Below are 22,609 nucleotides of genomic sequence, written 5' to 3'. Positions count from 1 at the left end.
GGAGGCGTCATGATCGTTTTTAATCAACTCAGTCGCGATTACGCCCTTGGCAACCAAACGGTGCGTGCATTGCGAGACGTGTCTGGTGAAGTGTTTGCCGGCGAAATGGTGGCATTGTGCGGGCCGTCTGGTTCAGGCAAAAGCACCTTACTTAATGTGCTTGGCATGCTGGATACTCAATACCAAGGTCAGGTGACATTTGCAGGCAGCCCATACCCAACCGGACAAATGCAGGCTGCAAAAATGCGCCGTGAAAAGCTTGCTTTTGTATTTCAAAAATTCAATCTTGTGCCCGTGATGACAGCGTTAGAGAACGTGGCGTATCCGCTACACCTCAACGGTTTTTCAAAAGCGGAACAAACCGAGCTCGCTACACAAATGCTAGAACACGTTGGCTTGGGCGAGTTTATTCATCACATGCCCGATAACTTGTCGGGCGGTCAGCAGCAGCGTGTGGCAATTGCTCGTGCGTTAGTACACAAACCGGCGTTGGTGATTGCCGATGAGCCAACCGCAAGCCTTGATAGCCAAACTGCCAACAAGGTCATCGACATTATGAAAGGACTCGGACACGAGCTTGGTACTACTTTCATCGTCGCCACACACGACCCTCGTATGGCATCTCGCTGCGATCGAACCATTGAGTTGGTGGACGGCAAAATTACTCAAACGCACGCAAGTGTGGAGGAGGTTTCATGGGCAAGCTAATTCCAGTTTCCGTTCGCCTTGCTTGGTTGAACCTGCAACGCAATCGCCGTCGCAGTTTGTTGTCGATGCTGATCATCGCTATTGCCGTGTTTGCGTTAACCAGTGCGGGTGGTTTTGGCCTGTACACCTACGACAGTTTGAAAGAATCGACAGCGCGTGATACGGGGCATCTGACGTTAACCACGCCGGGTTATTTCGCCAAAGAAGAAGAGATGCCACTGAGTAACGGTTTAACTCACGCCGACGACATCACCAAGCAATTGATTGGATTGAATGAAGTGCGAGGCGTGCAGCCACGAGTTGAGTTCAGCGGTTTGATTTCCAACGGCAACAAGTCCTCGATCTTTATCGGCATTGGCGTGAACGAACGAGAATTCGATATGAAAGGACCGTTTTTGGATGTGCGCGAAGGGCAGACGCTGTCCAACATTCACGCATCGCGTTATGACCCTGCAGAGCCGGAGGTGATGCTTGGCGTTGATTTGGCGAATAACCTAAGCGTGCACGTTGGCGATTGGATTACCTTACTGGCAACCACTACCGACGGCGCATTGAACGCGTATGACTTCAGAGTTCGTGGCATCTATTCAACAGGAGTGCCTGAGCTTGATAAACGCCAGCTTTACGTGCACATCAACAGCGCGCAATCGCTGCTCGGTTCAGACAAAGTCAGTGCGTTATCTGTCTTCCTGTTCGATACCAATTTAACGAGCCAAGTCGAGCAACAAGTGGCTTCGGTTCTGAGTAAGCAAAAGCCGAACTTTGGCGACCAAGGTATTGAGATTACGCCTTGGCAAGAACGTGCGTTCTTCTATCTCAAAGTGAAAGATTTGTACGACCGTATCTTCGGCATCATGGGTGCAGTGATGGCGCTGGTGGTCTTTGTTGCGCTGTTCAACACCATGACCATGTCGGTCACCGAGCGTACACGTGAAATTGGCACCTTGTCAGCACTTGGTAGCTACCCTCGCGAAATTATTGCTGGGTTCTTGCGCGAAGCAGGGTTACTTGCCGTGATTGGCAGCTTAATCGGTGCTTTGTTTACGGCGCTAGTCACCGTCTTACTGATGGTCGTGGATGTGCAAATGCCGCCACCGCCAGGACGCACAGAAGGTTACCCATTAACGATTTACTTCTCTTGGGAGCTGATGGCTATAGCAGGATTCGCAGTATTGATGATTTGTTTGGTTGCGGCGTTTTTCTCGGCACGCAAAGGGGTGAACAAGCCAATTACGGAGGCACTGATTTATGTTTAATTTCAAATCACTATTACCAATTTCACTGTTGATGGTAAGCAGCGTTGCATGCATGAATGCCAGTGCGAATGAAACAGCGCTAGATGCACAGCAAGTCGCGCAATTGATTGAAAAAGCGGATAGCTACCGTTTGCAAGATGACTCCTCCAAAGTGGTGTCACTGGTGCGCCTATATCAAGACCAAGAGTTAGATAAAACCCGCCTTTACCACGTGTACACGCGTCCAAATCGTGAATCGCTGGTGGTGTTCAAATCAGCAGTCGAAGCTGGGCAAAAGATGCTGATGATGGGCGACAACTACTGGCTGCAAATGCCAAAGAGCCGCCGCCCGATTCGCATTACGCCAATGCAGAAGTTGCTTGGTGAAGCGTCTATCGGCGACATCTCAACCCTGACGTGGAGCCAAGATTATCAAGGTGAATGGAAAGCGACAGAAACCGTTTCGGTGAACGGGGAAAGTGTCGCGGCTTATCATCTTGCTTTAACCGCGAAAACCAAAGGGGCGAGTTATCAGAAGATCGACTTATGGTTGTCTGAGCAAGATGCGTTTCCAATTAAAGCTGATCTCTACTTGCGCTCTGGCAAACTCGCCAAGCAAGCGCAATACGGACGTGCAAGCGACAATGGCGAAGACTACGTCAGTGAGATGACTTTGCTTGATAGCATTCAGCCGAGCAAAAAGACCGTTATCGAGTACCAAGAAATCGTGCCTTGGCAGCTGGACAACAAGTTCTACAACCCAAGTTATTTGCCGAAAGCCAATACGACTCAGCTTTAGTCTGAGCTTCGGAAAGAGAACCATGAAAACGAGCAAGGAAGTCACATGAAACCGCACCAGCCTAACCTTAACAAAAGCACCAGTCTGTTGATTGCTGCCTCATTGTGTGTGGGCGCAGCAGCCCCTGCTTTTGCCAATGATGAGCTGAGTTTTGAGTGGGATTGGGCTGTCAGTTACGAAACTGCCAAGCTGCGTGATAGCGCGTTTATGCAGGCGCAGGGCAGTTCTCGTGATTCACTTAATGCACTGTTGGATGTGCTGGTGAATTATCAGAACTTCAGTGGCTTGTTTGCTCTGTACAGCCAAGGGTTGTACCTCAACCAACAAGGAGAGAGTGATTGGTGGAGTGAAGCTGATAACCAACTGTTGATTCGAGAGTTGGCTTGGCTAGGGGAGTGGCAAGTCGGTGACACTACACTTGATGTGAGTTTGGGTAAGTTGCGCGTGGATTGGGGAGTGGGTTATGGCTACCGACCTTTGGACCTGTTTAAGCCTTATCGACAAAACCCGGTTGGCTTAGTCGCAGAAGAGGGGGCGGGCGTGTTTTCACTTTCACACTACGATATGGCCGGCGAGTGGACAGTTATTGCGACGGATTCAAGCTGGGGGCAACAAGACCAGAGTGCACTTGATCAAGCCGCAGAGCAGCAAGGTGTTGGTATTCGTCGTTATGCGCTGGTGGGTGATACCGAGTATCAACTTATTGGTTATTACGATGATGTGCGCCGAGGTTTACTTGGCGCCAGTGCCATCGCCGTGTGGGATGAATCCATCGCCATGCACGGTTCCATGCTGTGGCAAAAGCAAAGTGTCGGCTATCAGTTTCAGCAAGACGATCTTTACCAACCTGTTTCGGTTGAGAAGCAGGGCAGCGCATTCCAAGCCTTGATTGGATTGAACTGGGCAAACCAAGCCGGACACAACGTGATTGCTGAATATTGGTACGACAGCCGAGCATGGTCGAAAAACGAATGGCAACAAGCAATAGAGCGTGGAGAATTTCTCTCTCGGATCCCTGATCCTAACAACTCTCTGTTGGCTAGCAGCGCTCTACTTGCGACAAGCTATGCCCAAGGGTTTCAGCATGCCAATATCGTTCAGCATAACCTAATGCTGCACTGGAGTTGGGATTTGGAAGCGTGGGCTTCTTGGAACGGCAAAGCGGATATGGGCTGGCTAAGTGATGTAACCCCTACGTTGGATCTGATGCTGTCGCCACAAGATGGTGGTGTGATTGTCACGCAGTGGCTTAACTACCAATGGATTGATACTGGCGATCAAAGTGTAGAAGTGGAAGTTGCCGCACGCTTTTTAACCGGAGACGACCAATCTGCTTACGCACAAATCAATGATAAGCATATGATTGTATTTAACATCAAAGGGAAATTCTAAATGGGTTCAGCAAAATCAGTGGTGAAAAGTGGATGGCCGCGTAGCTTATTAGTGACCACGGCATTTTGTCTCTTTATCGCAGCAATGACGCTCTCGGTTTGGGGCGGTCCATTTTACATTCATGTAGCGGTTAGCTTCGGATTTGGCTATTCGGCTATCTTCTTCTCATGGTTGATTGACCGTTTGTTTCCAGCCATCCCACGTATGATAGAAGTGGTGTGTTCGCTTGTTGCCTGTTTATTGTTTGGGGTGATTAATGCGCAATTTTGGCTCGGAGAGTATTTTGGTATCTCCGATATGATCCCTGTTGGCTTAATGGGATTACTGTTTAGCGGTATGTGTTATTTCTATTTTTACTCGCGTGAGAAAGAGGCGGTTGCTCAACGAGAGTTGGAAGCCATCAAGCGCGAGAAAGCAGAGCAAGATCGTGCGCTGTTGCTAAGTCAGCTTAAGCAGATGCAAAGCCAGATTGAACCGCATTTCCTATTCAATACCTTGGCGAATATCAGTGCGCTCATGTCGCAAGATGTTGATAAAGCCAAGCTGATGCTAGAACAGTTAACCGCGCTGCTGCGTGCAACGCTCAAAAGCTCACGCGAAGAACACACCACCATAGACAATGAAACGGCGTTACTTGAGGCTTACTTAGGCATCCAACAAACTCGTTTGGGTGATCGACTCAGTTACAAGATTGAGGTGGAAGAAGGGCTAGGCAGAACCGAATTACCGCCGATGATGCTTCAACCCTTAATCGAAAACGCCATCATCCATGGTATTGAGCCGAAGCGAGAGGGTGGTGAAGTCAGCTTGCTCATCAAGCGCGAACAACAGAACTTGAGGATTGAAGTCAGAGACACGGGTGTTGGCTTGAATCACGTGAGTGGTCACATGGGCTCTGGTGTGGGTCTAAGTAATCTCAAGCAGCGAGTTGAAGCTTTGTTCGCAGGGCAAGGAGAGGTCTCTATCAGTGAGTCTGTTCAGGGTGGCGTTTGTGTTCGCCTGAGTTGGCCAATGGAATCGTAATCAAGGAAGAAAGGAATGAATACAGGGTTTACTGCCATTATTGCTGATGATGAACCGCTATTGAGGCGTCATCTTGATAAAAGCCTAGCTGAAGTGTGGCCAGAGTTAGAGGTGATAGCCAAAGTCGCCGATGGTGAACAAGCGTTGCAAGCCATTGAGCAAAGTCAACCTGACATTGCGTTTCTCGATATTCGTATGCCAGTTTTGGATGGCATGACATTAGCGCAAAAACTCAATCAACTCGCCAACCCGCCTTTGATTGTATTTGTTACCGCGTACGATGATTACGCCATAAAAGCCTTTGAGCAAAATGCCGCCGATTATTTGCTCAAGCCTATCTCGGATGAGCGCCTCCTGACGACGTGTGAAAGAGTGAAAGCACGCCTTGCTAAGCGAGAGCAAGAAAGCAGTAATGTGCAGATGAGCAGCCTGTTAGAACAGTTGCAGCAATTATCCGCGCCACAAACACCGCAATATCTTCAGTGGATCAAAGCGACGCAAGGGGAAGACATTCATCTGATCGCCACGTCTGATGTGTTGTATTTCAAAGCGGAAGAAAAATACGTTTCTGTGTATGCCCAACAAGGACAAGGCAAAGTGCAGGAGTATTTGATTCGTACATCTTTGAAAGAGTTGATAGGGCAGCTTAACCCAGAACAGTTCTGGCAAGTGCACCGTTCAAGCGTGGTGCAAGTGTGCAAAATTAGCAAAGTAAACAAAGACTTTGCTGGCAGAATGTTTGTTCACGTTGGAGAAACTAAGCTTCCGGTGAGTCGTGCATCTCAAAGTTTGTTCAAAGGGATGTAATCGCTAGAACTGCTCACTCTTTACACTGTAAACTCGCTGCTCTTAACCCACATTATCAAGGAAGATAAATGAGTTATCGCGTAACCCTCTTAAATGCAACGGGAGAGTTGTCTCCACTCGCTGAGTATTTACATCAGAAACTTGATGACCTGAGCTCACAGCTTTCTAGTTACTTTGATTTAAGTAACGTCGACCTAACCGTTAGCCCGTTTGATCGCAATGACGTACCGCAGACGGGGATTGGTGGCTATTGCTTAAGTGCCTATCGTGTAGAGGTTCTGCTTGATACTCAACGTACTGATATTAAAAACGTTATTGAGAAAGAAATAGCTGCGGTGTTAGCGCATGAGTTGCATCACCTGTTCCGTATGCGAGCGGGAGAAAGTGGCGTTGCACTTGGTGATGTACTAATTATGGAAGGGTTAGCTTGTCACTTCGAACGTAAGGTGAATGGCGGCGTCACTCCGAGCTTGTTTGAGCAAATCAAAGATCAAGATTGGCGCCCTTTCTACGCTGAGATGAAAGGCAAGTTGACCAGCTTAGATTACAACTTCGACGCTTACTTTCTTGGCAGCGATGAAAGCCGCTGGCCGAAATACATGGGGTATTGGGTTGGGTACAACCTTGTTGCTGAATATCTGGCTGATTTTCAAGGCTCTGAACTGGATTTGGTTGGAGCCAAAGCTGAGCTTTTCTATCAATAACTTCGGCACAAGCCAAACTATACCCAAGTAACCTCGAGATGCTAGGTTCAGCGAGAATGACTTGGTTTGTAGACGCGGCGGCGATTTAAAGGTTTGGTGGGCCCAATTCGAGAATCGACAACAAAGTATACAATCCAAGACCCTTACTATTTGTAAAGAGGGCCCTTTGGGAGCGTGTCATTGGCTCGACTTCTGTGTCAAACAACTTGGAAAGAGCTGGCTATTACGCTGCGTTGTTTTCCTTGACCTCGAATCAATGACAACGCTCTGAATCCTGCATCTTGAAGTCACTTGGGTATAATCGGCTGAGTCATAAAAACAAAAAGCGCCTAGATCATAAGACGTTAGGCGCTTTCTTCGTTTTATAACGACGATTTCTCCGCAGAGGCGAATGGGCTTATTCGTTGACTGTCACTTTCTCGATAATGATTGGATCGCATGGCACATCATCGTGACCAAGCTTAGAGGTCGTTTTCACTTTCGCGATGCGATTTACGACATCCATACCCGCGGTCACTTTACCAAACACGGCGTAGCCCCAGCCTAGGTTGGTGGTTGCGGTGTGGTCTAGGAAATTATTGTCTTCCAAGTTAATGAAGAACTGTGCCGTTGCAGAGTGCGGTGCATCGGTACGCGCCATTGCGATAGTGCCAACAAGGTTCTTTAGACCACGGTTTGCTTCATTGGCGATCGGTGCGCGCGTTGGCTTTTCTGCCATGTCTTCGGTGTGACCGCCACCTTGGATCATAAAGCCATCGATAACGCGGTGGAAAATGGTGCCGTTGTAGAAGCCATCTTCACAGTATTTTTTGAAGTTCTTTGAGCTAACTGGCGCTCGTTCTAGGTTCAGTTCAATCTCGATGTCACCGAAATTGGTGGTCATAATAATCATCTGGTTTGCCCTTGTAGGTGCTAAGTTGGCGGCATTATAGCTAAGTCGTATGAGGATAGCAGAAATAAAAACAGCGACGTTTTGGCGCCGCTGTTTGCATGGTGAATGGGTGAGGAAAGCGTTAAACCGTAAAGCGACCGACCAAGTCGTACAGCTCGTTAGCTTTGTGGTTAAGGTTGCCACTGCCTGCGCGGTTTTGGTTGGCAAGGTGCGCCGATTGGCTGCTTTGTTGAGAGATGACTTCGATGCGTTGTGAAATCTCTTGCCCAACTTGGCTTTGCTCTTCGGTTGCCGTTGCGATAAGCGTGTTCATGTCCATGATGTTAGCAATTGCGGCTTGGATTTCTTGCAGTGCGGCAGAGGCAGCTCGTGCTTCCTCAACCGTTGCTTCACCACGCGCTTGGCTTGAACCCATGGCTTTCACTGCCGCATCCGAGCCAGACTTCAACTGCTCAATCATTTGGTGAATTTCGCCTGTGCTGTCTTGAGTGCGACTCGCCAGTTTACGAACCTCATCGGCAACGACTGCGAAGCCTCGACCTTGTTCGCCTGCACGGGCTGCTTCAATGGCTGCGTTTAGTGCCAATAGGTTGGTTTGCTCGGCGATATCCTGAATCACTTCCAGAGAAGAAGAAATGTTTTTTACGTCGCTCTCTAAACGAGAAATCACCGTGCTGGCTTCCGACACCTCTAGCGCGAGTGCTTCGACAGAGTTCGCTGCCGAATCAACAATGTGTTTTGCTTGTTGCGAGTTTTCATCGGCGTCTCTGGCTGATTGTGCTGCTTGGTTAGCGTTGTTTGAAATCTCGTGCGCCGTTGCTGTCATCTCGGTCATTGCCGCTGCGACTTGTTCGGTCTCTTCACGTTGACCAGAAGCTAATTCATCCACTTGCGATGCACGCTGTGACATCTCGTTGGTCTCTGAAACCACTTCTTGTCCTACGTGGCTAACGCTCTTGATGATGCCTTGGAGGCTTTCAACGAAGATATTGAAGTTGCGGCTCAGCTGCGTGAACTCCGGCACGCTAGATTCTTCCATGCGCGCTGTTAAATCTGCATCGCCTTGTGCGAAAGAGTGAATTGAAGCATCAAACTGCTCAATAGGTTTCATGATGCTGCGGTTAACAAATACGGCAAAGACTGCAACTATCGCTGTTATCGAGGCACAAAACAGGGCTATCGCAGTTAGTGTGGTGTTGAGATCTTCGTGTGCGGCTTTTTCCATGTCTGCCACAATGGCGTCGATATCGTCCGTGTAGAAACCCGTTCCCAACATCAAGTCCCATTCAGGAATAAAGACTGAGTAGCTGAGTTTCGGTAGTGCTTCACTCTGACCGAGTTTCGGGAAGTAATAAGTCGTGAACTCACCAGTTTTGGCATTTTTTAGCAAATCCTGAATCAGGTAGTTGCCTTTCTTGTCCTGCAAGTTATAGAAGTTTTCCCCGATGCCTTTGGTGTTTTTACCCACCACGACGCGAACGCCTTTTGAATCATAACCAAAGATGTAGCCGGATTGACCAAACTCTAGTTGTTTCAAGATAGGCAGAGCCTCTTCCAGTGGGGCATTTTGTGCGAGTAGCGGCTCGACAGCGGAACGCGCCATTTGTACGTAACTTTTGAGTTCGGCTTTTTTCATCTCCATCATTCGACTTCGAGTTTGCTCAATCTCGTGCTCGTTGTAGGCCGTGGTTTGTACGTAGGTGAACCACATCATGCCTATTGCCATAGTTAGAATTGGAATTATTGAAAGGATATATAGTCGTTTTCTGATCGTCAGATTCATAGAGACGTCCTTCTCTCGGCGCAGCGTTACAAGTGACAAGCTGAATAAGCTTGCCTGATAAAAGTGTTAATACTTATTGTTGTAATGCTTAGAGATTAACCGAGTTAATCAATCAGAAGTACTGGAAATTTGTAAATCTAGACGAAGGTCGTAGCATTTTTAAGCGGGATCACAATTAACGTGAACACGACCCACTATTGCAACGAGAAGTCCCTGTTAACCAATATGAGACGCGATACCTATTCTTTGCGAATTTGAGGTAAAGCCAGTCAGCAACAGGTTTAACGAGGCGCCAACGCAGTGGAGCGTAGAGCCAACCGCGACCAACCAGTTGCCACGCACGATGAGTCACGTCCAACCCAAGCAGAAGCTCCCCCTTTTCGTTGAGGGCGTGCAAAATGGTGTTGGCTTGTTCAGGAGCGATCTGAGGATAATCTGCGAATGCATCACTATAGATATCGACGGTTTTGATGTGCTGCTTGGCATCGCGTTGTTTTAGCGCCTTCATCTCTTTGGCACAAAGCGGGCAGGTTCCGTCATAAAATATGGTGAGTTTTGTCATTGCGGTCTTCTTGTTTGAGATTTTCTAATCGCTTTTACGTGGCGAATTTTCTTTTGGTTCATTGTTTTGCAAGTAATGCAGCCAATTGTCGCGAATGTTGCCGTAATTGAATTGGCAGAACTCTTTGCGATCACGCAGGTAGTCTTTTTCTACTTCATCGAGTAAGGCTTTGTATTGCTTAGGATCACTACCGTACACCAAACATAACGTTGAAAAGTAACGCTGCAAATCAAAGCTGTGTTCGTCAATGTACTCGCCAAAATCGTAGTAGTCCGGTCTGTCGCCGGATTCGAATGCGAACATGTCGGCGGCGCTAATGGCCATATCTGCGCCATCTTCTAGGAAGTCAATCATTAAAATAGTGGCAAAATTATCGACCGCATCTTCTTCTTTTCCGAGAACAGGGATGCTTTGATCTTCGATGTAAGCATGTCCAGCTTCATGAAGTAAAGTGTGCAATAACGTATCTAGCGCCCCTGTTTTTGGGGATTTTCCGAAGCGTTCTTCATACTGATTATTGGAGAAGTAATTGAGCGACTCCAAATAAAAAGTGTAAGGAACGTATATTGTGTGTGTATCAGGATCATACATTGGACCATCTTCTCCGCCGTAAACCAGCGTGAGAGCTTTATCAAATGGAAAGTAGGCCTGAGATAGCTCAGCAAAGATGGTGTTTACATCGCTGCTTTGAATAGATTGTTGGGCGATTTTTTCATGAGTTGTCTCTACGGGAGAATATTGAATACGAATGTTTTCAGCTGCTGTAGCTGATGAGACGACGCTGAGTAATAGTGCAGGGCAAAGCGAATGAATGTTCATGTGGGACTCTTGTTATTGAATAACTTGTATAAAAAATTATACATGTTTTTGTCTGATGCATAGTTGGGGTTGTACTCATTAGCCAAAGTCGGGACGTCGGTCTCGAAAAGCAATCATGATAACATCGCATATTTCGGCTGCTTGGTTCTCTAGGGCGTTTATCAAGACCTCCTGGATAAGAACGGCGGTGAAGTTATTAGCTATGCATCGTATTCTAAGAAGCTTACTGAGTAACTGTGCTTCGATCTTTATCTGTGAAAATGATAATAGGCAGTTAATCATTGCAAGGTTTAACTATGGGGTTGGTGAATGTCACTGAATTGAAGAAAATTATCAGCGATATGTTATAATCCTGCTCCGTTGTGACGAAAACGTTTGTTGCAGCCTGAGAGTTTCCTTGGATTCGGCTCGTTTATACACCATGAGCCAGAGTTGAAAAGCTACGACAGGAACAGGCAAACCCAATTGTTTTGAACGCGCTCTCGGCGTTTAGCGGTTACAACGGGAAGGAACTTTGTTTGATAGTAATTGACACATTCTGTTTAAGTAAGGGAGCCCGAAGTGGTTCAGAAAGTGTCACCCAGAATTTACTCACAACACGACAGCCCAAGCGATAACGCACAGGTATTGCGAGGGGCCATTTGAAGGAGCTGTATCAGCTCCTTTCACATTTAAGGGCTTGCTAACAGCGTAAAAACTGACACATCGCTTAAGGAGCGCCCCTTAAACTAGCCTAAGGCGCATCTACACCAACTTTTTGAGTATTTTCGAAACAATAAAGCGAGAAAATTTGCTATTGAACGAAGGTTAAACTAACACTCATTCATTACGGAGAATGAAGAGAACAATAATAAGAGGCGATATGAATCATTTAATATCTGTAGGTGCACTGGAGTCCTTCTTGGTCGCAATCAGTGTGCTTTTCCTGGGGCATTTTATTAATGCTAAGCTACCGATTTTAAAGAAATTCAACATACCTGAGCCGATTGTAGGTGGTCTTATTGTGGCCTGCATGATTACTGCTCTTCATTTCAACGGCATCGACTTAGAGTTCGACTTGCCATTACAAAATACGTTTATGTTAATGTTTTTTGCGACAGTTGGTTTGGCCGCAAATTACACTCAGTTGATGAAAGGAGGTGCGAAGGTTTTTATCTTCTTAGCTGTCGCATCGTTTTACATCATCATACAAAACGGCGTTGGCGTTTCACTTGCGGCGGCGCTCGGTTTAGATCCTTTGATGGGGTTAATTGCTGGCTCGATTACTCTGTCAGGTGGTCATGGTACAGGTGCTGCGTGGTCACAAACCTTTCAAGACGTGTATGGATTGGATAACGTCTTAGAAATTGCAATGGCATCAGCGACTTTTGGTTTGATCATCGGCGGTATCATTGGTAGCCCTGTAGCGCAGCGTCTGGTGGAAAAGAACAACATAGAGTCTGAGTATGGTCGTGGTGGTCGAGATGCCAAAACTCACGAGAAATTCCCGGAGTTGGTGACTTACAATGAATACGAAGAAGATAAAGTAACGGCGAAAAAAGTGGTGGAGAAACTCTTCTTCCTACTGATCTGTGTTACTGGGGCCAAGTATGTCGAGCAATGGGTAAGCACGTATGAAATCTCATGGCTGATGATTCCAGACTTCGTATATGCGCTATTCATTGGTGTGATCATTACGAATTTCTTGGAAGTGACCAAGATTCGTAAGTTAGATGCCGAAACGGTCGATATGTTAGGTACGGTATCGCTATCTCTGTTCTTAGCGATGGCTCTGATGAGCTTGAAGTTATGGAATATCTTCGATCTAGCGATTCCATTCTTGGTTATTTTAGCTGTGCAGTCTGTCGTCTTAGCAATCTTTACGTACTATGTTACGTTCAAAGTGATGGGAAGCAACTACGATGCTGCTGTTATTGCAGGGGGGCACTGCGGTTTTGGCTTGGGGGCAACCCCAACAGCCGTAATGAACATGGGTTCGATCGTTAACCGATTTGGCCCGTCGCCACAAGCATTTATGGTGGTGCCAATTGTGGGCGCTTTCTTTATCGACATCGTCAACTTAATTATCTTGCAAGGCTACATTTCATTCCTTGGTTAAAGTTAAGTGGATGAGCTCCTAGAGGCGAAATAAAACGGTCACAACACTGGTTGTGACCGTTTTTTTATGACTTGGTTTGGTCGTTTATTGAACGAAGCATTATTGGATAGTTCGGCTGAACTTGAGGCTAGCTGTCCAACCAAGAATACCAATGAAGGCGTAAATGCCAACGTTTAACCAACCCGCTTGAGGAATGGCATTGAATGGGTTTGGTGTAATAATGGCGTGCAGCGGAAGGTAAAGCACTTCGGAGAAAAACTGATCTAGCCCGTAGAAACCAAAAAGTGCGATAGGCATCCAACGCAGCGCATAAATGGCGATAAACAAAATGACCAGTGGTGAGTTCACTTTTTGTGAAATAGCCATCGCAGTTAATGCCAGCGGTAACAGCAGAATACCGGCGAACAACATTCTGATTAAAAACTCTCCCCAATGCAGCAGCACGTAACCTAACGAGGCTTGGCGGTACAATAAAGCCAATTGGTGATCAGTAGAGATGTTCAGCAACCACAACATTGAATTTGCAGCGAGTACGAGCACCGAGCAGACAAGCGGAATCACCAATAAGCCAAATCCTAGCTTCACTAAATGGGCTTTTATGTCACTGACAGGCATACTGCGCCAAAACATAATGCTGCCTTCCGCCCGTTCTTTGCGTAGCGTTCTTGGGAAGTACTGAACGGCTAACAAGATAGACAGCAGCCCTGCTCCTCCGGTAATCAACATATTGACATCATCACCAAGCTCTTTGTGAATGTCACTGACATCGCCACCAAAGCTCATTTGGAAAAACATATTGTGTTGTAGAGTGTCGTTACTCATTAAACTCACAAAGAGAATAACTCCACACGCCAACACAAACAGTGGAATACGTAAAACAAGAGGGTTTTCTAACCACTCTTTTTGCAACATCGCGACAACTGAACGCATTACGCTGCCTCCTTCTGCAATGCTAAAAATAAATCCGCTAATTTCACCCCATGGATGGAGCCCATTGTTTCTGCTTGTTGGGCATACTGGGCTTTGAGTAACCATTTCGTTGAACCGAGGCCTTTTTGTGACGAGAGTGGGTTCATCGCTTCAATTTGTGTGCGGTGCTCGTCGTTGGCTTCAAGAATGAAATAGTCTTCACTGATACTGTCCATCGAGGTTTGCAGAACGGGGCGACCATGCTTAAGAATCAGAACATCTGTCAGCAAGTGCTCAATCTCTGATACTTCATGACTGGCGATGATCAACACGCGCTCGCCGTCGTGAAACCATTCCAATAAGTGACGATAAAACGTCTCGCGATACACGAGATCTAACCCGAGTGTCGGTTCATCCAATATGAGGATTTGGGTGTTGGTCGCGATCACAATCGCGAGGTGTAATTGCACCTTCATCCCTTTGGATAAAGATTTGATACGCGCACGAGGTTTGATGTCCGTTTGACGAAGTAGCGTATCTGCTTGGGCGCGATTGAACCCTGGGTGCACGCCCTCGGTATAGTTAAGCAGTTGAGCAACGGTCATCCAATCTGGCAGAACGTTGACATCCGAGATGTAGGATAAGCTCTGCATTATCTTGTCGCGTTGCATAATGGGTTCAAATCCGTTGATACGAATAGTGCCCTGATATTCATGTGCACCGAGTAGGGCATTAATAAGCGTTGATTTACCTGCGCCATTATGGCCGAGTAAGCCAAGTACTTGTCCTGCATGTAGGTCGAAACTCACTTCATGCAGTGCTTCTCCTTGTTGCTGATATTGCTTGGAGACGTTGTTTACACTGACTAATGCGCTCATTGGTCACCTTTCAAGTGTGGTTTTAGTTGTTGAATGAATTCGTCGAGTGACATATCCAGACGCTGTATTGTGTCGGCTATCTGCGGAATTTGTTGCTGAAGAAAACGTGCCTTCTCGTCTGCGAGTAATTTGAGCTTTGCTCCTGAAGCGACAAACATACCTTGACCGCGTTTTTTCTCCACTAGCCCGTCATCAACAAGCAATTGATAGCCTTTCATAACGGTGAGGTGGTTAATTTTCATATCTGCAGAGATGCTACGGACGGAGGGCAGAGCATCGCCTTCTTGCCAGACACCTTGCAGTATTTGCTGCGTGATCTGGTCTGCCAACTGTCGAAATATCGGTTGGCGATCATGCCAATTAGTCATGAGTGAATCTCTTGGTTGAGATGGTGTTATATATATGTATAACACCTAGTGCATTAGAGAGAAAGTAATAATTTAAAACCTAGTGTATCCGCCTGTCTCATTCGCTCTAAATATCCACCTATGTGGTCGTTGTTTTGAGGTTTTGTTTTATATGGAAATTAATTGCTTCTCATAAGTTGAGAAGTGTTGTTTTTCTCTTCCCATCAATACACTTATCGCCTGTTCTAAATGAATATTCTCACCGAATGATAATTAGCATAATTTTAGGTCTGCCTATTTCTTACTTGATGAGAATTGATGGTCAAGGAGGCCTAGAAAACAAAAGTTTCGAGAGGCAATCTGACTGGCTTAGGCACCTATCTCACGTTGAGCGCGTGCTCAATGAATGAGAAAGAGTAGAGTAAAGAGGTCTCATGAATCAGGTAATATCTATCGGCCCACAGGAGTCGTTCCTCGTCGCAATTTGCGTGTTGTTTTTAGGGCAGTTCATCAATACCAAGTTACCAACCTTAAAAAAATTTAATATTCCAGAGCCAATTGTTGGTGGTCTAGTGGTCGCTTGCGTCATCACGACGATGCACTTAAATGGTGTGGATGTCTCCTTTGATTTACCACTGCAAAACGTCTTTATGCTGATGTTTTTTGCAACCGTTGGCTTAGCGGCAAATTACACCCAACTGATTAAAGGCGGTGCGAAGGTTTTCATCTTCTTAGTTGTGGCATCGGTCTACATTCTTATCCAAAACGCGGTCGGCGTGTCCTTAGCAACAGCGTTGGGGTTAGATCCACTCATGGGGTTGATCGCCGGATCCATTACGCTTTCTGGCGGACATGGAACTGGAGCTGCGTGGTCGCAAACTTTTCAAGAAATGTATGGTTTGCATAATGTTCTAGAGGTGGCAATGGCTTCTGCTACATTTGGCTTGGTGATGGGCGGGATTATTGGCAGCCCTGTTGCACAAAAGCTACTAAACAAACACAACTTGGAATCGGAATACGGACGCACCAATCAAAGTCATCAGAGTTTCCCTGAACTGGTGACGTACAACGAACATGAGGAAGATCGTGTCACAGCGAAAAGAGTCGTTGAAAGCTTGTCCATCATTCTACTTTGCGTGACAGGCGCGAAGTATCTGGAGAGTTGGGTAAGCAGTTTTGACATCAAGTGGTTAATGATTCCCGATTTTGTTTATGCGCTGTTTATTGGTGTTGTTATCACTAACATCATGGAAGTGACGAAGGCGCGCAAGGTTGATTTAGAAACCGTTGATATTCTTGGCACGGTTGCACTATCTCTATTTCTTGCCATGGCCTTGATGAGTTTGAAATTGTGGAATATTTTCGATCTTGCGATCCCATTCCTTATTATTCTTGCTATTCAGTCGGCAGTGTTGGCGATGTTCACTTACTACGTAACATTCCGCATGATGGGAGGCAACTACGATGCGGCGGTGATCGCTAGCGGACACTGCGGTTTTGGGTTAGGTGCTACACCGACTGCGGTCATGAATATGGGCTCCATCGTGAGTCGATATGGTCCATCACCACAAGCATTTATGGTGGTTCCAATTGTCGGTGCATTCTTCATCGACATTGTGAATTTAGTGATTTTGCAAGGATGCATCGCTTTTATTAAATAACATTCGCTTTTTTACCGAAATAACAAAGCCAGCACCTATACGCTGGCTTTGCTATTTGTAACACGAAATCTTGTTTGCCTGACTTCAAGCCGTGAAATCAATGCGTTACTATGACGACATAGTGTTCAATTTTGCAGCAGCATGAGGTACCCACATGTCTGAAAAAATATCGACGTCGGCATTAGCGAAAATGCGCAAGGTAGAAGCTAAGCTGCTGTTTGCCGATCTCAAACGTGCAGGCTACATCGTTCGCCAAGATGAAAAGTGGATTTTGACCGAAGAAGGGGCAAAGTTTGGCGGTGAGTATGTGGATCACCCTAAATTTGGCCAGTTCATCGTCTGGCCGACCAACTTACATATTGAGCTGACTCCCAGCTCAGGGAAAACATTGAGCGCGACACAACTGGGTGAAAAGCTGAAATTGAATGCGAAGCGCATGAACCAGCTTTTGAGTGAACTGGGTTGGTTGACCAAATCCGAAGAGGGATGGAGTGTCACTGAAGCTGGTGTGCGCGCTGGTGGGCAGCAAAGAACCGATAAAGAAACACAAAATACCTTTGTCGTATGGCACGATGTGGTGCTGCGTAACAAGCGTCTTAAGCAGTCTGTCATTGAGTTTTTAGGGCAAGACGCGGAGTCACATTCTACGGATAAATCGTACTCAAGCTTTCGCCAAAAATTTGAAGCCAAGCACCGAACATTAGATGGGCATTACGTGCGCTCTAAGGGGGAGTTGCTCATCGACAACTGGCTGTACTTGGCTGGTGTTGTGCACGCTTATGAGCGTCAGTTGCCGATTGACCAAGATGTCACTAGCGATTTTTACTTGCCAGGTGGCAAAGTCTATTTGCAATTTTGGGGAAGTGACGATGGGGAGATGGCTCAGGCCGACCGTGAGACCATTCGTACTGTTTATGAGCAGCATCATTTCAACCTTATCGAAGTCGAACCGAGTGAACTAGACAAGTTGGATGAAGTGCTTCCTAAGCGTCTTCGTCAGTTTGGTATTAAAGCTTATTAACGACTTAAGCCCCGCTGTTCAGATAAGAAAAAACCCGTGTTCAACACGGGTTTTGTATTTTTAGTGTGTTTCTAGGCTGCCATCCTATGGGTTAAAAGCCTTTGATGTTTTCTGCTTCTAGCTCAGAGAAGTACTTCACTGTCTTCACTTTCAGTTCTTGTTGAGCTGGTTCGTCGCATACGATCACCGCTTTAGGGTGAAGCTGAAGTGCAGAAACTGTCCATAGATGGTTTACACAACCTTCCACGGCTGCTTCAAGTGCCTGAGCTTTGTTATGACCAGTGACCAAGATCATCACTTCTTCTGAGTCTAGAAGCGTACCAACACCGATAGTCAGCGCGTATTTAGGCACTTGGTTTATATCGCCGTCAAAGAAGCGAGAGTTCGCAATGCGAGTGTCTTCAGTGAGGGTCTTGATGCGAGTACGAGAAGAAAGAGATGACGCTGGCTCGTTGAACGCGATGTGACCGTCGTTACCCACGCCGCCCATGAACAGGTTGATCTTGCCGTAAGACTTAATTTTGTCTTCGTAACGCTTACATTCTGCGTCGTGATCGTCTGTGTTACCGTTCAGTAGGTTGATGTTTTCTTCTTGAATATCAATGTGATTAAAGAAGTTGTTGTACATGAACGAGCGGTAAGATTCTGGGTGATCCGCAGGGATGCCAATGTACTCATCCATGTTAAAAGTCACGACGTTTTTGAAGCTGACTTCGCCGGCTTGGTAAAGCTCGATTAGGGCTTTGTAGGTTGCTAGAGGAGTGCCACCAGTTGGTAGACCCAGAACGAATGGACGCTCAGCAGTAGGTTTAAAGTCGTTGATACGCTTAGCGATATGCGCAGCTGCCCACTTACCTACTTGTGCTGCTCGAGTTAACGGGATAAGTCTCATTTTGTGCCCCTAGTTATTGGAATTGACGATGTACTGAAACATTAATTCGCATTATAAAATAAGTAATGGCGAACTGCTATTGTTTTAGGTCAAAATTTTGCTTTTTCTTTAACCAATGTTGGTTTTGTCGACGATTTTTATATCTAAATGCTTTTATAAGACGATTTTTTACAAAGAAATTGCATTATGAAACTGACGAATCAATAGATAAAATTTATGATCTAAATTAAGTTCTGCCTTCGCACTTAACCTTGTTTTTTAACAACCTACAGAGTGCGAAATCGCACACGAACTTCAAATATTATGGGTTAGATATGGCATGGCGCTCATTCTTTAACCATAATTGAAATGTGTAAACCAGTGAGGAATTCGGTATGAAAAATGAGTTAGATCCGAGCAAAGTACTACAGGCTTACGAATGTGTGATGAACAACGGTACGCCAACCGAATTTGGTAAAATGTATGAAGGTGTAGAAGCGTTTTCTGACTACGATGGGTACAACGTTTTCTTAAGAGGGAATGGTGTTGAGCTAAAAATTGGCTTCCACAACACCTATCACTTGGAATATGACCAAGAGCATTTGAAAGAGAGCTTTCTGAAAAAGATTGCGACGCTCGCCAAGTAAACGGTCATCACCCAAATATTAAAAAAGCCCTTGGGAGAATGCCCCCTTGGGCTTTAGGAGAAGAAATGAGCTTGTCTTGCTCGCTCAGTAAAGTCAAACGAGCTTTCGCCTACTGCTAGAAAAAGGCGAGAACTAGGTTATTGGTTATTAATCGTCTTCAACCAAACTCTCTTCAATGTATTCTTCTGTGGCGTCAGGCTTGTTACGACCATTTAGCGTATGGAAGCGCTTGCGACCACGAGCAAGTTGGGTGTACTTTAGCCACGTACGCTCAAGTTTTGTTTTTGCTTTGCCCGGGTTTTCTAACACCTTGATGAAGTGTTTCTCTTCGCTGTTTTCAGGTGTTAATTCGCCTGACTCTAAGCCAAGCATTGTATCCCCATAAATTGTTAGGATTTCCTCTTCTGAAAGAGTAAAATCGCCAGACTTTGCAAAGCCGCGTGGGAATTTTACGTTATCGTAAAAACGTTTTTTGCCATGACGGAATTCAGTGTCAGACATGTCAACAGCCTCTGTAACCGTTATTGATGAATGTAGTGAACTTACGGCGAAAATTAGGCTTAAATCTAACAAAAGAAAAACAAAACTTTTTTGTCGTCATGATTTTAATTAGTTGTTAATCTGGTTTTATATTAACCAGGAGATGGTTTATGGATGTAAAAGTCTTTCGAACATTTTTAGAGCTGGCAAGAGTTCGTCACTTCGGACGTGCTGCTGAGAACCTTTATATTACCCAAGCCGCTGTGAGCGCACGTATCAAACAATTGGAAAGTTACTTCGATACGCAATTGTTTATTCGTGATCGAAATAACATAAAGTTGACCTCTGCAGGTGAGCGCTTAATCAGCTATGCCGAGGTAATGGTCACTACATTGCAACAAGCGAAGCTAGAATTATCGCTTGAAGATGGCAAAGCGCTGCAACTAACGTTAGGTGGCACGCCAAACATTTGGGACGCTTATTTACAGAATTGTTTAAGTGTCGTCACAGATTCGTTTGGTGGTTATGGCTTCATGGCAGAAGTGATGGGACGTGAGATGCTCAGTCGTAGCTTGCTAGAGCGCACGTTAGATATGGCATTTGCGTTCGATCAGATCAAAGCTGATGAGCTTAACTGTAAAAAAGTGGCAGATGTTGTTCTCGTTCTGGTATCAACTGAGAAAGATTCTTTAGACACCGTTTTCGAAAACAAATATGTGTACGTTGACTGGGGGACGCGTTTCTCCTCAGAGCATTCTGAACGTCACCCTAAGATTCCGGCTCCATATTTACGCACTTCAACAGCGCGTATCGCATTGGACTTTATTTTAGAGAAGGGTGGAGCCGCGTACTTACCAATCTCTCTCGTGGAGCCATTTATCGCTAATGGGCAGCTTCACAAGGTGTCTGGAGTAGAAGATTGGTGTCGCCCTATCTATTTGAGCTATCGTAAAGCTAGCTCGTCTGTAGACGCGATTAAGCAAGTGGAAGAAATTGTCAAAGAGATCGATCCACTGACCGCTTACAGTTTTCAGCAAATTGGTTCTGGCACTTCCGACGAATAGCGTTGAATGAAAAGTCAGAAAAACGAAAAAGCCGCCTTGAGAAATCAAGGCGGCTTTGTTTTTATCTCGATGAATCGATAGTTATGGTAAGTCAAACAACAGGGCTGTTGTGCTTTCGTTTGATGTATTGCGCAAAACAACCTTACTCTGGTGTTCAACCTTCGCGCCGTCGCCAGCCGTCAAAGTGGTATTGTCGACACTAAGGCTCCCAGTCACTTGATGGATGAATAGATTTCGGCCCGACTCAATCTCAAAGTTTAGTTCGCTACTTGGCTCAAGAATTAACTGATGCAAAGTCGCATCTTGCTTAATAAGTAGCGTGCCGTTTTCTCCAGTTGGAGTTGCGATAGTCGTTAACCCAGGATTGCGACCAAAATCTTTTTGCTGATAACCTGGTTTGGTTCCAAATGTGTTCGGTTGAATCCAAATCTGTAGAAACCGCAGCGTATCTTGGTTCGATGCATTGTACTCACTGTGGTAAATCCCTTTCCCTGCCGACATGAGTTGGAATTCACCTGCAGGTAGTGTTTTGACGTTACCTTCACTGTCTTTGTGTGCGATAACACCTTCCAACACATAGCTGATGATCTCCATATCACGGTGGCCATGTGTATCAAAACCCGCGCCAGGCTTGACTACATCGTCATTAATGACTCTCAGCTCAGAAAAGCCCATATGTTGAGGATCGTAGTAGCTACCAAAAGAAAACGTATGTTTGCTATCAAGCCAGCCAAAGTTTGCTCGACCTCGGTCTGCTACATGTCTTACCGTAATCATAAGGCCTCCTTAAGAGAGCTTTTTGTTTAAGAAGTTATCTAACGCTGCTTTACCTGCGCCAGAGAACGCCAGAGAAACGCTTGCTGCCAGTAATGCTAAGCCAAACTCGTAACCGTTGTTTGCCATGAACAGGCCATTTTCAAAGTGGACAGAGAATATCGCTACCACCATCGTGAACGCCAAAGCAACCGCTGCTGGTCGAGTTAGCAGACCAAGTAAAATGAACAAGCCGCCAAAGAACTCTGCGCTGCCCGCAAGTAACGCCATGAGCACGCCAGGACCTAAACCGATAGATGCCATCCACTGACCTGTGCCTTCTAGCCCGTAGCCACCAAACCAGCCAAATAGTTTTTGTGCGCCGTGCGCCATAAAGATAATGCCGATTGGAACGCGAAGTGATAGTGCGCTGTAACCTGCGTTTGATGTGGTAATTTTCTGTAATAGTGCTTTCATGATTCTGTCCTCTGACTCTTTTCAATGAGTGGGAAGCGTGTGCTCCCGTGCTGTTGAGAACAGTTTAGGTAGAGGCGAATATAAAAATAACGGGAGGATTTTGATAAACTCGTTCTAAAAAATTGAATATTTGGTTTTTATTTATTTAAATCAATGTCTTGATTTTTATATTCGAGTGTTTATTTGCCGATTATTGTCTGTTTTAAATCAAGGTCTGTCATTATTTTCGATAAACATTTTTGCTGTTAAACAAAAAAAGAGCACATGTACTGTGCTCTATTGCTTTCGCTTTTAACAAGGGAGAAAGGTGCGTTAAAGAAAACCGTCAGAGGTTCATTAAGCTCTCTAATGACTCCTCTACGTTGTTGTAGTGATAAGTTCGAATATTACGTCCATCCGTCGCATTAATCTGAATTTCTGAGATCTCGTTATCTGAGTCTCGTTCGATAATTCCAATAGAATGATCTACGGATTTACTGGTAATAACCTTTTGGTTTCTTAATACAATTACGCAAGTATGTAAGTCCATGCCAATTCCCTTTAGCCGACGTTGTTGTGATGTTCTGGATCTAACTTTAGTGTACAAAAACGCTAATGCCAATAAATCTCAATATTGAGTTCCGAAAATGGCTAATTGTGGGCGCTTAAGCAAGCTACAATAACACTATATTGAACGATG

The 22,609-nt window shown here is 45.7% G+C and carries 24 protein-coding genes; 12 read left to right on the top strand and 12 right to left on the bottom strand.

Annotated elements, in window-relative coordinates:
* Nucleotides 1-9: 9 nt before the first annotated feature.
* The 7 genes from R7Z78_RS19575 (at nt 10) to R7Z78_RS19545 (ending at nt 6,668) form a co-directional block, all read left to right on the top strand.
* Complete coding sequence (locus R7Z78_RS19575; protein WP_104976360.1) at nt 10-708, top strand: ABC transporter ATP-binding protein; 699 nt, start codon at nt 10-12, stop codon at nt 706-708.
* Nucleotides 696-1,964, top strand: a complete 1,269-nt coding sequence (locus tag R7Z78_RS19570) for an ABC transporter permease (protein WP_104976359.1) — start codon at nt 696-698, stop codon at nt 1,962-1,964. Before R7Z78_RS19575 ends, R7Z78_RS19570 begins: the two co-directional genes overlap by 13 nt.
* The gene (locus R7Z78_RS19565; protein ID WP_104976358.1) at nt 1,957-2,742 is read left to right on the top strand and encodes an outer membrane lipoprotein-sorting protein; all 786 of its coding nucleotides are present in this window, start codon (nt 1,957-1,959) and stop codon (nt 2,740-2,742) included. The genes R7Z78_RS19570 and R7Z78_RS19565 overlap by 8 nt, the downstream gene beginning before the upstream one ends.
* A gap of 45 nt (nt 2,743-2,787) precedes the next feature.
* Nucleotides 2,788-4,134 (top strand): hypothetical protein, encoded by a 1,347-nt coding sequence (locus R7Z78_RS19560; protein WP_104976357.1) that lies wholly within the window; start codon nt 2,788-2,790, stop codon nt 4,132-4,134.
* Nucleotides 4,135-5,157, top strand: coding sequence for a sensor histidine kinase (locus R7Z78_RS19555; protein ID WP_104976356.1), 1,023 nt, complete (start codon nt 4,135-4,137; stop codon nt 5,155-5,157).
* Nucleotides 5,158-5,172: 15 nt separating this feature from the next.
* On the top strand, nt 5,173-5,964 hold the full coding sequence (locus R7Z78_RS19550; RefSeq protein ID WP_053303980.1) for a LytR/AlgR family response regulator transcription factor: 792 nt from the start codon (nt 5,173-5,175) through the stop codon (nt 5,962-5,964).
* Between the two features lie 68 nt (nt 5,965-6,032).
* Nucleotides 6,033-6,668 (top strand): DUF2268 domain-containing putative Zn-dependent protease, encoded by a 636-nt coding sequence (locus tag R7Z78_RS19545; protein ID WP_104976355.1) that lies wholly within the window; start codon nt 6,033-6,035, stop codon nt 6,666-6,668.
* Between the two features lie 397 nt (nt 6,669-7,065).
* On the opposite strand, the gene R7Z78_RS19540 is transcribed toward R7Z78_RS19545, so the two are convergent.
* From R7Z78_RS19540 to R7Z78_RS19525, 4 genes are all read right to left on the bottom strand, one after another.
* Complete coding sequence (locus R7Z78_RS19540; RefSeq protein WP_104976354.1) at nt 7,066-7,560, bottom strand: peptidylprolyl isomerase; 495 nt, start codon at nt 7,558-7,560, stop codon at nt 7,066-7,068.
* A gap of 121 nt (nt 7,561-7,681) precedes the next feature.
* Entirely contained in the window at nt 7,682-9,343 is a 1,662-nt protein-coding gene (locus R7Z78_RS19535) for a methyl-accepting chemotaxis protein (RefSeq protein ID WP_025768726.1), read from the bottom strand.
* A gap of 175 nt (nt 9,344-9,518) precedes the next feature.
* On the bottom strand, nt 9,519-9,905 hold the full coding sequence (locus tag R7Z78_RS19530; protein WP_025998548.1) for a thiol-disulfide oxidoreductase DCC family protein: 387 nt from the start codon (nt 9,903-9,905) through the stop codon (nt 9,519-9,521).
* A gap of 24 nt (nt 9,906-9,929) precedes the next feature.
* Entirely contained in the window at nt 9,930-10,724 is a 795-nt protein-coding gene (locus tag R7Z78_RS19525; RefSeq protein WP_169644035.1) for a DUF4344 domain-containing metallopeptidase, read from the bottom strand.
* A gap of 862 nt (nt 10,725-11,586) precedes the next feature.
* Between R7Z78_RS19525 and gltS (R7Z78_RS19520) the strand changes: the two genes are divergently transcribed.
* Entirely contained in the window at nt 11,587-12,822 is a 1,236-nt protein-coding gene (gene gltS / locus R7Z78_RS19520) for a sodium/glutamate symporter (RefSeq protein ID WP_025768730.1), read from the top strand.
* Between the two features lie 99 nt (nt 12,823-12,921).
* Here the strand turns inward: gltS (R7Z78_RS19520) and R7Z78_RS19515 are convergent, their stop codons facing one another.
* The 3 genes from R7Z78_RS19515 to R7Z78_RS19505 are packed head-to-tail and all read right to left on the bottom strand — an operon-like array spanning nt 12,922 to nt 14,977.
* Nucleotides 12,922-13,752 carry a membrane protein gene (locus R7Z78_RS19515; protein ID WP_025768731.1) on the bottom strand — a complete coding sequence of 277 codons (831 nt, stop codon included), beginning with the start codon at nt 13,750-13,752 and terminating at the stop codon, nt 12,922-12,924.
* Nucleotides 13,752-14,609, bottom strand: coding sequence for an ABC transporter ATP-binding protein (locus R7Z78_RS19510; RefSeq protein ID WP_005383221.1), 858 nt, complete (start codon nt 14,607-14,609; stop codon nt 13,752-13,754). Before R7Z78_RS19510 ends, R7Z78_RS19515 begins: the two co-directional genes overlap by 1 nt.
* Nucleotides 14,606-14,977 (bottom strand): GntR family transcriptional regulator, encoded by a 372-nt coding sequence (locus R7Z78_RS19505; protein WP_005374444.1) that lies wholly within the window; start codon nt 14,975-14,977, stop codon nt 14,606-14,608. The genes R7Z78_RS19510 and R7Z78_RS19505 overlap by 4 nt, the downstream gene beginning before the upstream one ends.
* A gap of 413 nt (nt 14,978-15,390) precedes the next feature.
* On the opposite strand from R7Z78_RS19505, the gene gltS (R7Z78_RS19500) reads away from it, so the two are divergent.
* Both gltS (R7Z78_RS19500) and R7Z78_RS19495 read left to right on the top strand, forming a co-directional pair.
* On the top strand, nt 15,391-16,617 hold the full coding sequence (gene gltS / locus R7Z78_RS19500) for a sodium/glutamate symporter (protein ID WP_025768732.1): 1,227 nt from the start codon (nt 15,391-15,393) through the stop codon (nt 16,615-16,617).
* 154 nt (nt 16,618-16,771) lie between these two features.
* Entirely contained in the window at nt 16,772-17,638 is an 867-nt protein-coding gene (locus R7Z78_RS19495) for a hypothetical protein (RefSeq protein ID WP_005374442.1), read from the top strand.
* A gap of 91 nt (nt 17,639-17,729) precedes the next feature.
* On the opposite strand, the gene nagB is transcribed toward R7Z78_RS19495, so the two are convergent.
* A complete protein-coding gene (nagB, locus tag R7Z78_RS19490; RefSeq protein ID WP_005374441.1) occupies nt 17,730-18,530 on the bottom strand; it encodes a glucosamine-6-phosphate deaminase in 801 nt (266 codons plus the stop codon).
* Between the two features lie 374 nt (nt 18,531-18,904).
* On the opposite strand from nagB, the gene R7Z78_RS19485 reads away from it, so the two are divergent.
* Nucleotides 18,905-19,156 carry a DUF3081 domain-containing protein gene (locus R7Z78_RS19485; RefSeq protein WP_005374440.1) on the top strand — a complete coding sequence of 84 codons (252 nt, stop codon included), beginning with the start codon at nt 18,905-18,907 and terminating at the stop codon, nt 19,154-19,156.
* A gap of 147 nt (nt 19,157-19,303) precedes the next feature.
* Here R7Z78_RS19485 and R7Z78_RS19480 read toward each other — a convergent pair whose 3' ends face one another.
* Nucleotides 19,304-19,657 carry a DUF413 domain-containing protein gene (locus R7Z78_RS19480; RefSeq protein ID WP_005374439.1) on the bottom strand — a complete coding sequence of 118 codons (354 nt, stop codon included), beginning with the start codon at nt 19,655-19,657 and terminating at the stop codon, nt 19,304-19,306.
* A gap of 149 nt (nt 19,658-19,806) precedes the next feature.
* Here R7Z78_RS19480 and R7Z78_RS19475 point away from each other — a divergent pair, with 149 nt between their 5' ends.
* Nucleotides 19,807-20,700 carry a LysR family transcriptional regulator gene (locus tag R7Z78_RS19475; protein WP_005374436.1) on the top strand — a complete coding sequence of 298 codons (894 nt, stop codon included), beginning with the start codon at nt 19,807-19,809 and terminating at the stop codon, nt 20,698-20,700.
* 81 nt (nt 20,701-20,781) lie between these two features.
* Here R7Z78_RS19475 and R7Z78_RS19470 read toward each other — a convergent pair whose 3' ends face one another.
* The 3 genes from R7Z78_RS19470 to R7Z78_RS19460 form a co-directional block, all read right to left on the bottom strand.
* Complete coding sequence (locus R7Z78_RS19470) at nt 20,782-21,477, bottom strand: pirin family protein (RefSeq protein ID WP_104976352.1); 696 nt, start codon at nt 21,475-21,477, stop codon at nt 20,782-20,784.
* A gap of 9 nt (nt 21,478-21,486) precedes the next feature.
* Complete coding sequence (locus R7Z78_RS19465) at nt 21,487-21,930, bottom strand: DoxX family protein (RefSeq protein ID WP_005374434.1); 444 nt, start codon at nt 21,928-21,930, stop codon at nt 21,487-21,489.
* A 325-nt stretch (nt 21,931-22,255) separates the two neighbouring features.
* Nucleotides 22,256-22,459 carry a hypothetical protein gene (locus tag R7Z78_RS19460; RefSeq protein ID WP_017633816.1) on the bottom strand — a complete coding sequence of 68 codons (204 nt, stop codon included), beginning with the start codon at nt 22,457-22,459 and terminating at the stop codon, nt 22,256-22,258.
* Nucleotides 22,460-22,609 lie beyond the last annotated feature (150 nt).

This window comes from Vibrio sp. 1167 (genome assembly GCF_033340375.1).
In the GTDB taxonomy this organism is placed as follows: Bacteria; Pseudomonadota; Gammaproteobacteria; order Enterobacterales; family Vibrionaceae; genus Vibrio; species Vibrio alginolyticus.
The sequence above is the reverse complement of the archived record's forward strand: the minus strand, read 5'-3'. Positions and strand labels throughout refer to the sequence as shown.

Excerpts from the sequence above, each read along its gene's own strand:
- gltS (WP_025768732.1), top strand. The coding sequence starts at position 15,391 with ATGAATCAGGTAATATCTATCGGCCCACAGGAGTCGTTCCTCGTCGCA.
- R7Z78_RS19575 (WP_104976360.1), top strand. The coding sequence starts at position 10 with ATGATCGTTTTTAATCAACTCAGTCGCGATTACGCCCTTGGCAACCAA.
- R7Z78_RS19510 (WP_005383221.1), bottom strand. The coding sequence starts at position 14,609 with ATGAGCGCATTAGTCAGTGTAAACAACGTCTCCAAGCAATATCAGCAA.
- R7Z78_RS19515 (WP_025768731.1), bottom strand. The coding sequence starts at position 13,752 with ATGCGTTCAGTTGTCGCGATGTTGCAAAAAGAGTGGTTAGAAAACCCT.
- R7Z78_RS19505 (WP_005374444.1), bottom strand. The coding sequence starts at position 14,977 with ATGACTAATTGGCATGATCGCCAACCGATATTTCGACAGTTGGCAGAC.
- R7Z78_RS19525 (WP_169644035.1), bottom strand. The coding sequence starts at position 10,724 with ATGAACATTCATTCGCTTTGCCCTGCACTATTACTCAGCGTCGTCTCA.
- R7Z78_RS19470 (WP_104976352.1), bottom strand. The coding sequence starts at position 21,477 with ATGATTACGGTAAGACATGTAGCAGACCGAGGTCGAGCAAACTTTGGC.
- gltS (WP_025768730.1), top strand. The coding sequence starts at position 11,587 with ATGAATCATTTAATATCTGTAGGTGCACTGGAGTCCTTCTTGGTCGCA.
- R7Z78_RS19550 (WP_053303980.1), top strand. The coding sequence starts at position 5,173 with ATGAATACAGGGTTTACTGCCATTATTGCTGATGATGAACCGCTATTG.
- R7Z78_RS19555 (WP_104976356.1), top strand. The coding sequence starts at position 4,135 with ATGGGTTCAGCAAAATCAGTGGTGAAAAGTGGATGGCCGCGTAGCTTA.
- R7Z78_RS19560 (WP_104976357.1), top strand. The coding sequence starts at position 2,788 with ATGAAACCGCACCAGCCTAACCTTAACAAAAGCACCAGTCTGTTGATT.
- R7Z78_RS19570 (WP_104976359.1), top strand. The coding sequence starts at position 696 with ATGGGCAAGCTAATTCCAGTTTCCGTTCGCCTTGCTTGGTTGAACCTG.
- nagB (WP_005374441.1), bottom strand. The coding sequence starts at position 18,530 with ATGAGACTTATCCCGTTAACTCGAGCAGCACAAGTAGGTAAGTGGGCA.
- R7Z78_RS19485 (WP_005374440.1), top strand. The coding sequence starts at position 18,905 with ATGAAAAATGAGTTAGATCCGAGCAAAGTACTACAGGCTTACGAATGT.
- R7Z78_RS19465 (WP_005374434.1), bottom strand. The coding sequence starts at position 21,930 with ATGAAAGCACTATTACAGAAAATTACCACATCAAACGCAGGTTACAGC.
- R7Z78_RS19460 (WP_017633816.1), bottom strand. The coding sequence starts at position 22,459 with ATGGACTTACATACTTGCGTAATTGTATTAAGAAACCAAAAGGTTATT.
- R7Z78_RS19565 (WP_104976358.1), top strand. The coding sequence starts at position 1,957 with ATGTTTAATTTCAAATCACTATTACCAATTTCACTGTTGATGGTAAGC.
- R7Z78_RS19495 (WP_005374442.1), top strand. The coding sequence starts at position 16,772 with ATGTCTGAAAAAATATCGACGTCGGCATTAGCGAAAATGCGCAAGGTA.
- R7Z78_RS19475 (WP_005374436.1), top strand. The coding sequence starts at position 19,807 with ATGGATGTAAAAGTCTTTCGAACATTTTTAGAGCTGGCAAGAGTTCGT.
- R7Z78_RS19480 (WP_005374439.1), bottom strand. The coding sequence starts at position 19,657 with ATGTCTGACACTGAATTCCGTCATGGCAAAAAACGTTTTTACGATAAC.
- R7Z78_RS19530 (WP_025998548.1), bottom strand. The coding sequence starts at position 9,905 with ATGACAAAACTCACCATATTTTATGACGGAACCTGCCCGCTTTGTGCC.
- R7Z78_RS19535 (WP_025768726.1), bottom strand. The coding sequence starts at position 9,343 with ATGAATCTGACGATCAGAAAACGACTATATATCCTTTCAATAATTCCA.
- R7Z78_RS19545 (WP_104976355.1), top strand. The coding sequence starts at position 6,033 with ATGAGTTATCGCGTAACCCTCTTAAATGCAACGGGAGAGTTGTCTCCA.
- R7Z78_RS19540 (WP_104976354.1), bottom strand. The coding sequence starts at position 7,560 with ATGATTATTATGACCACCAATTTCGGTGACATCGAGATTGAACTGAAC.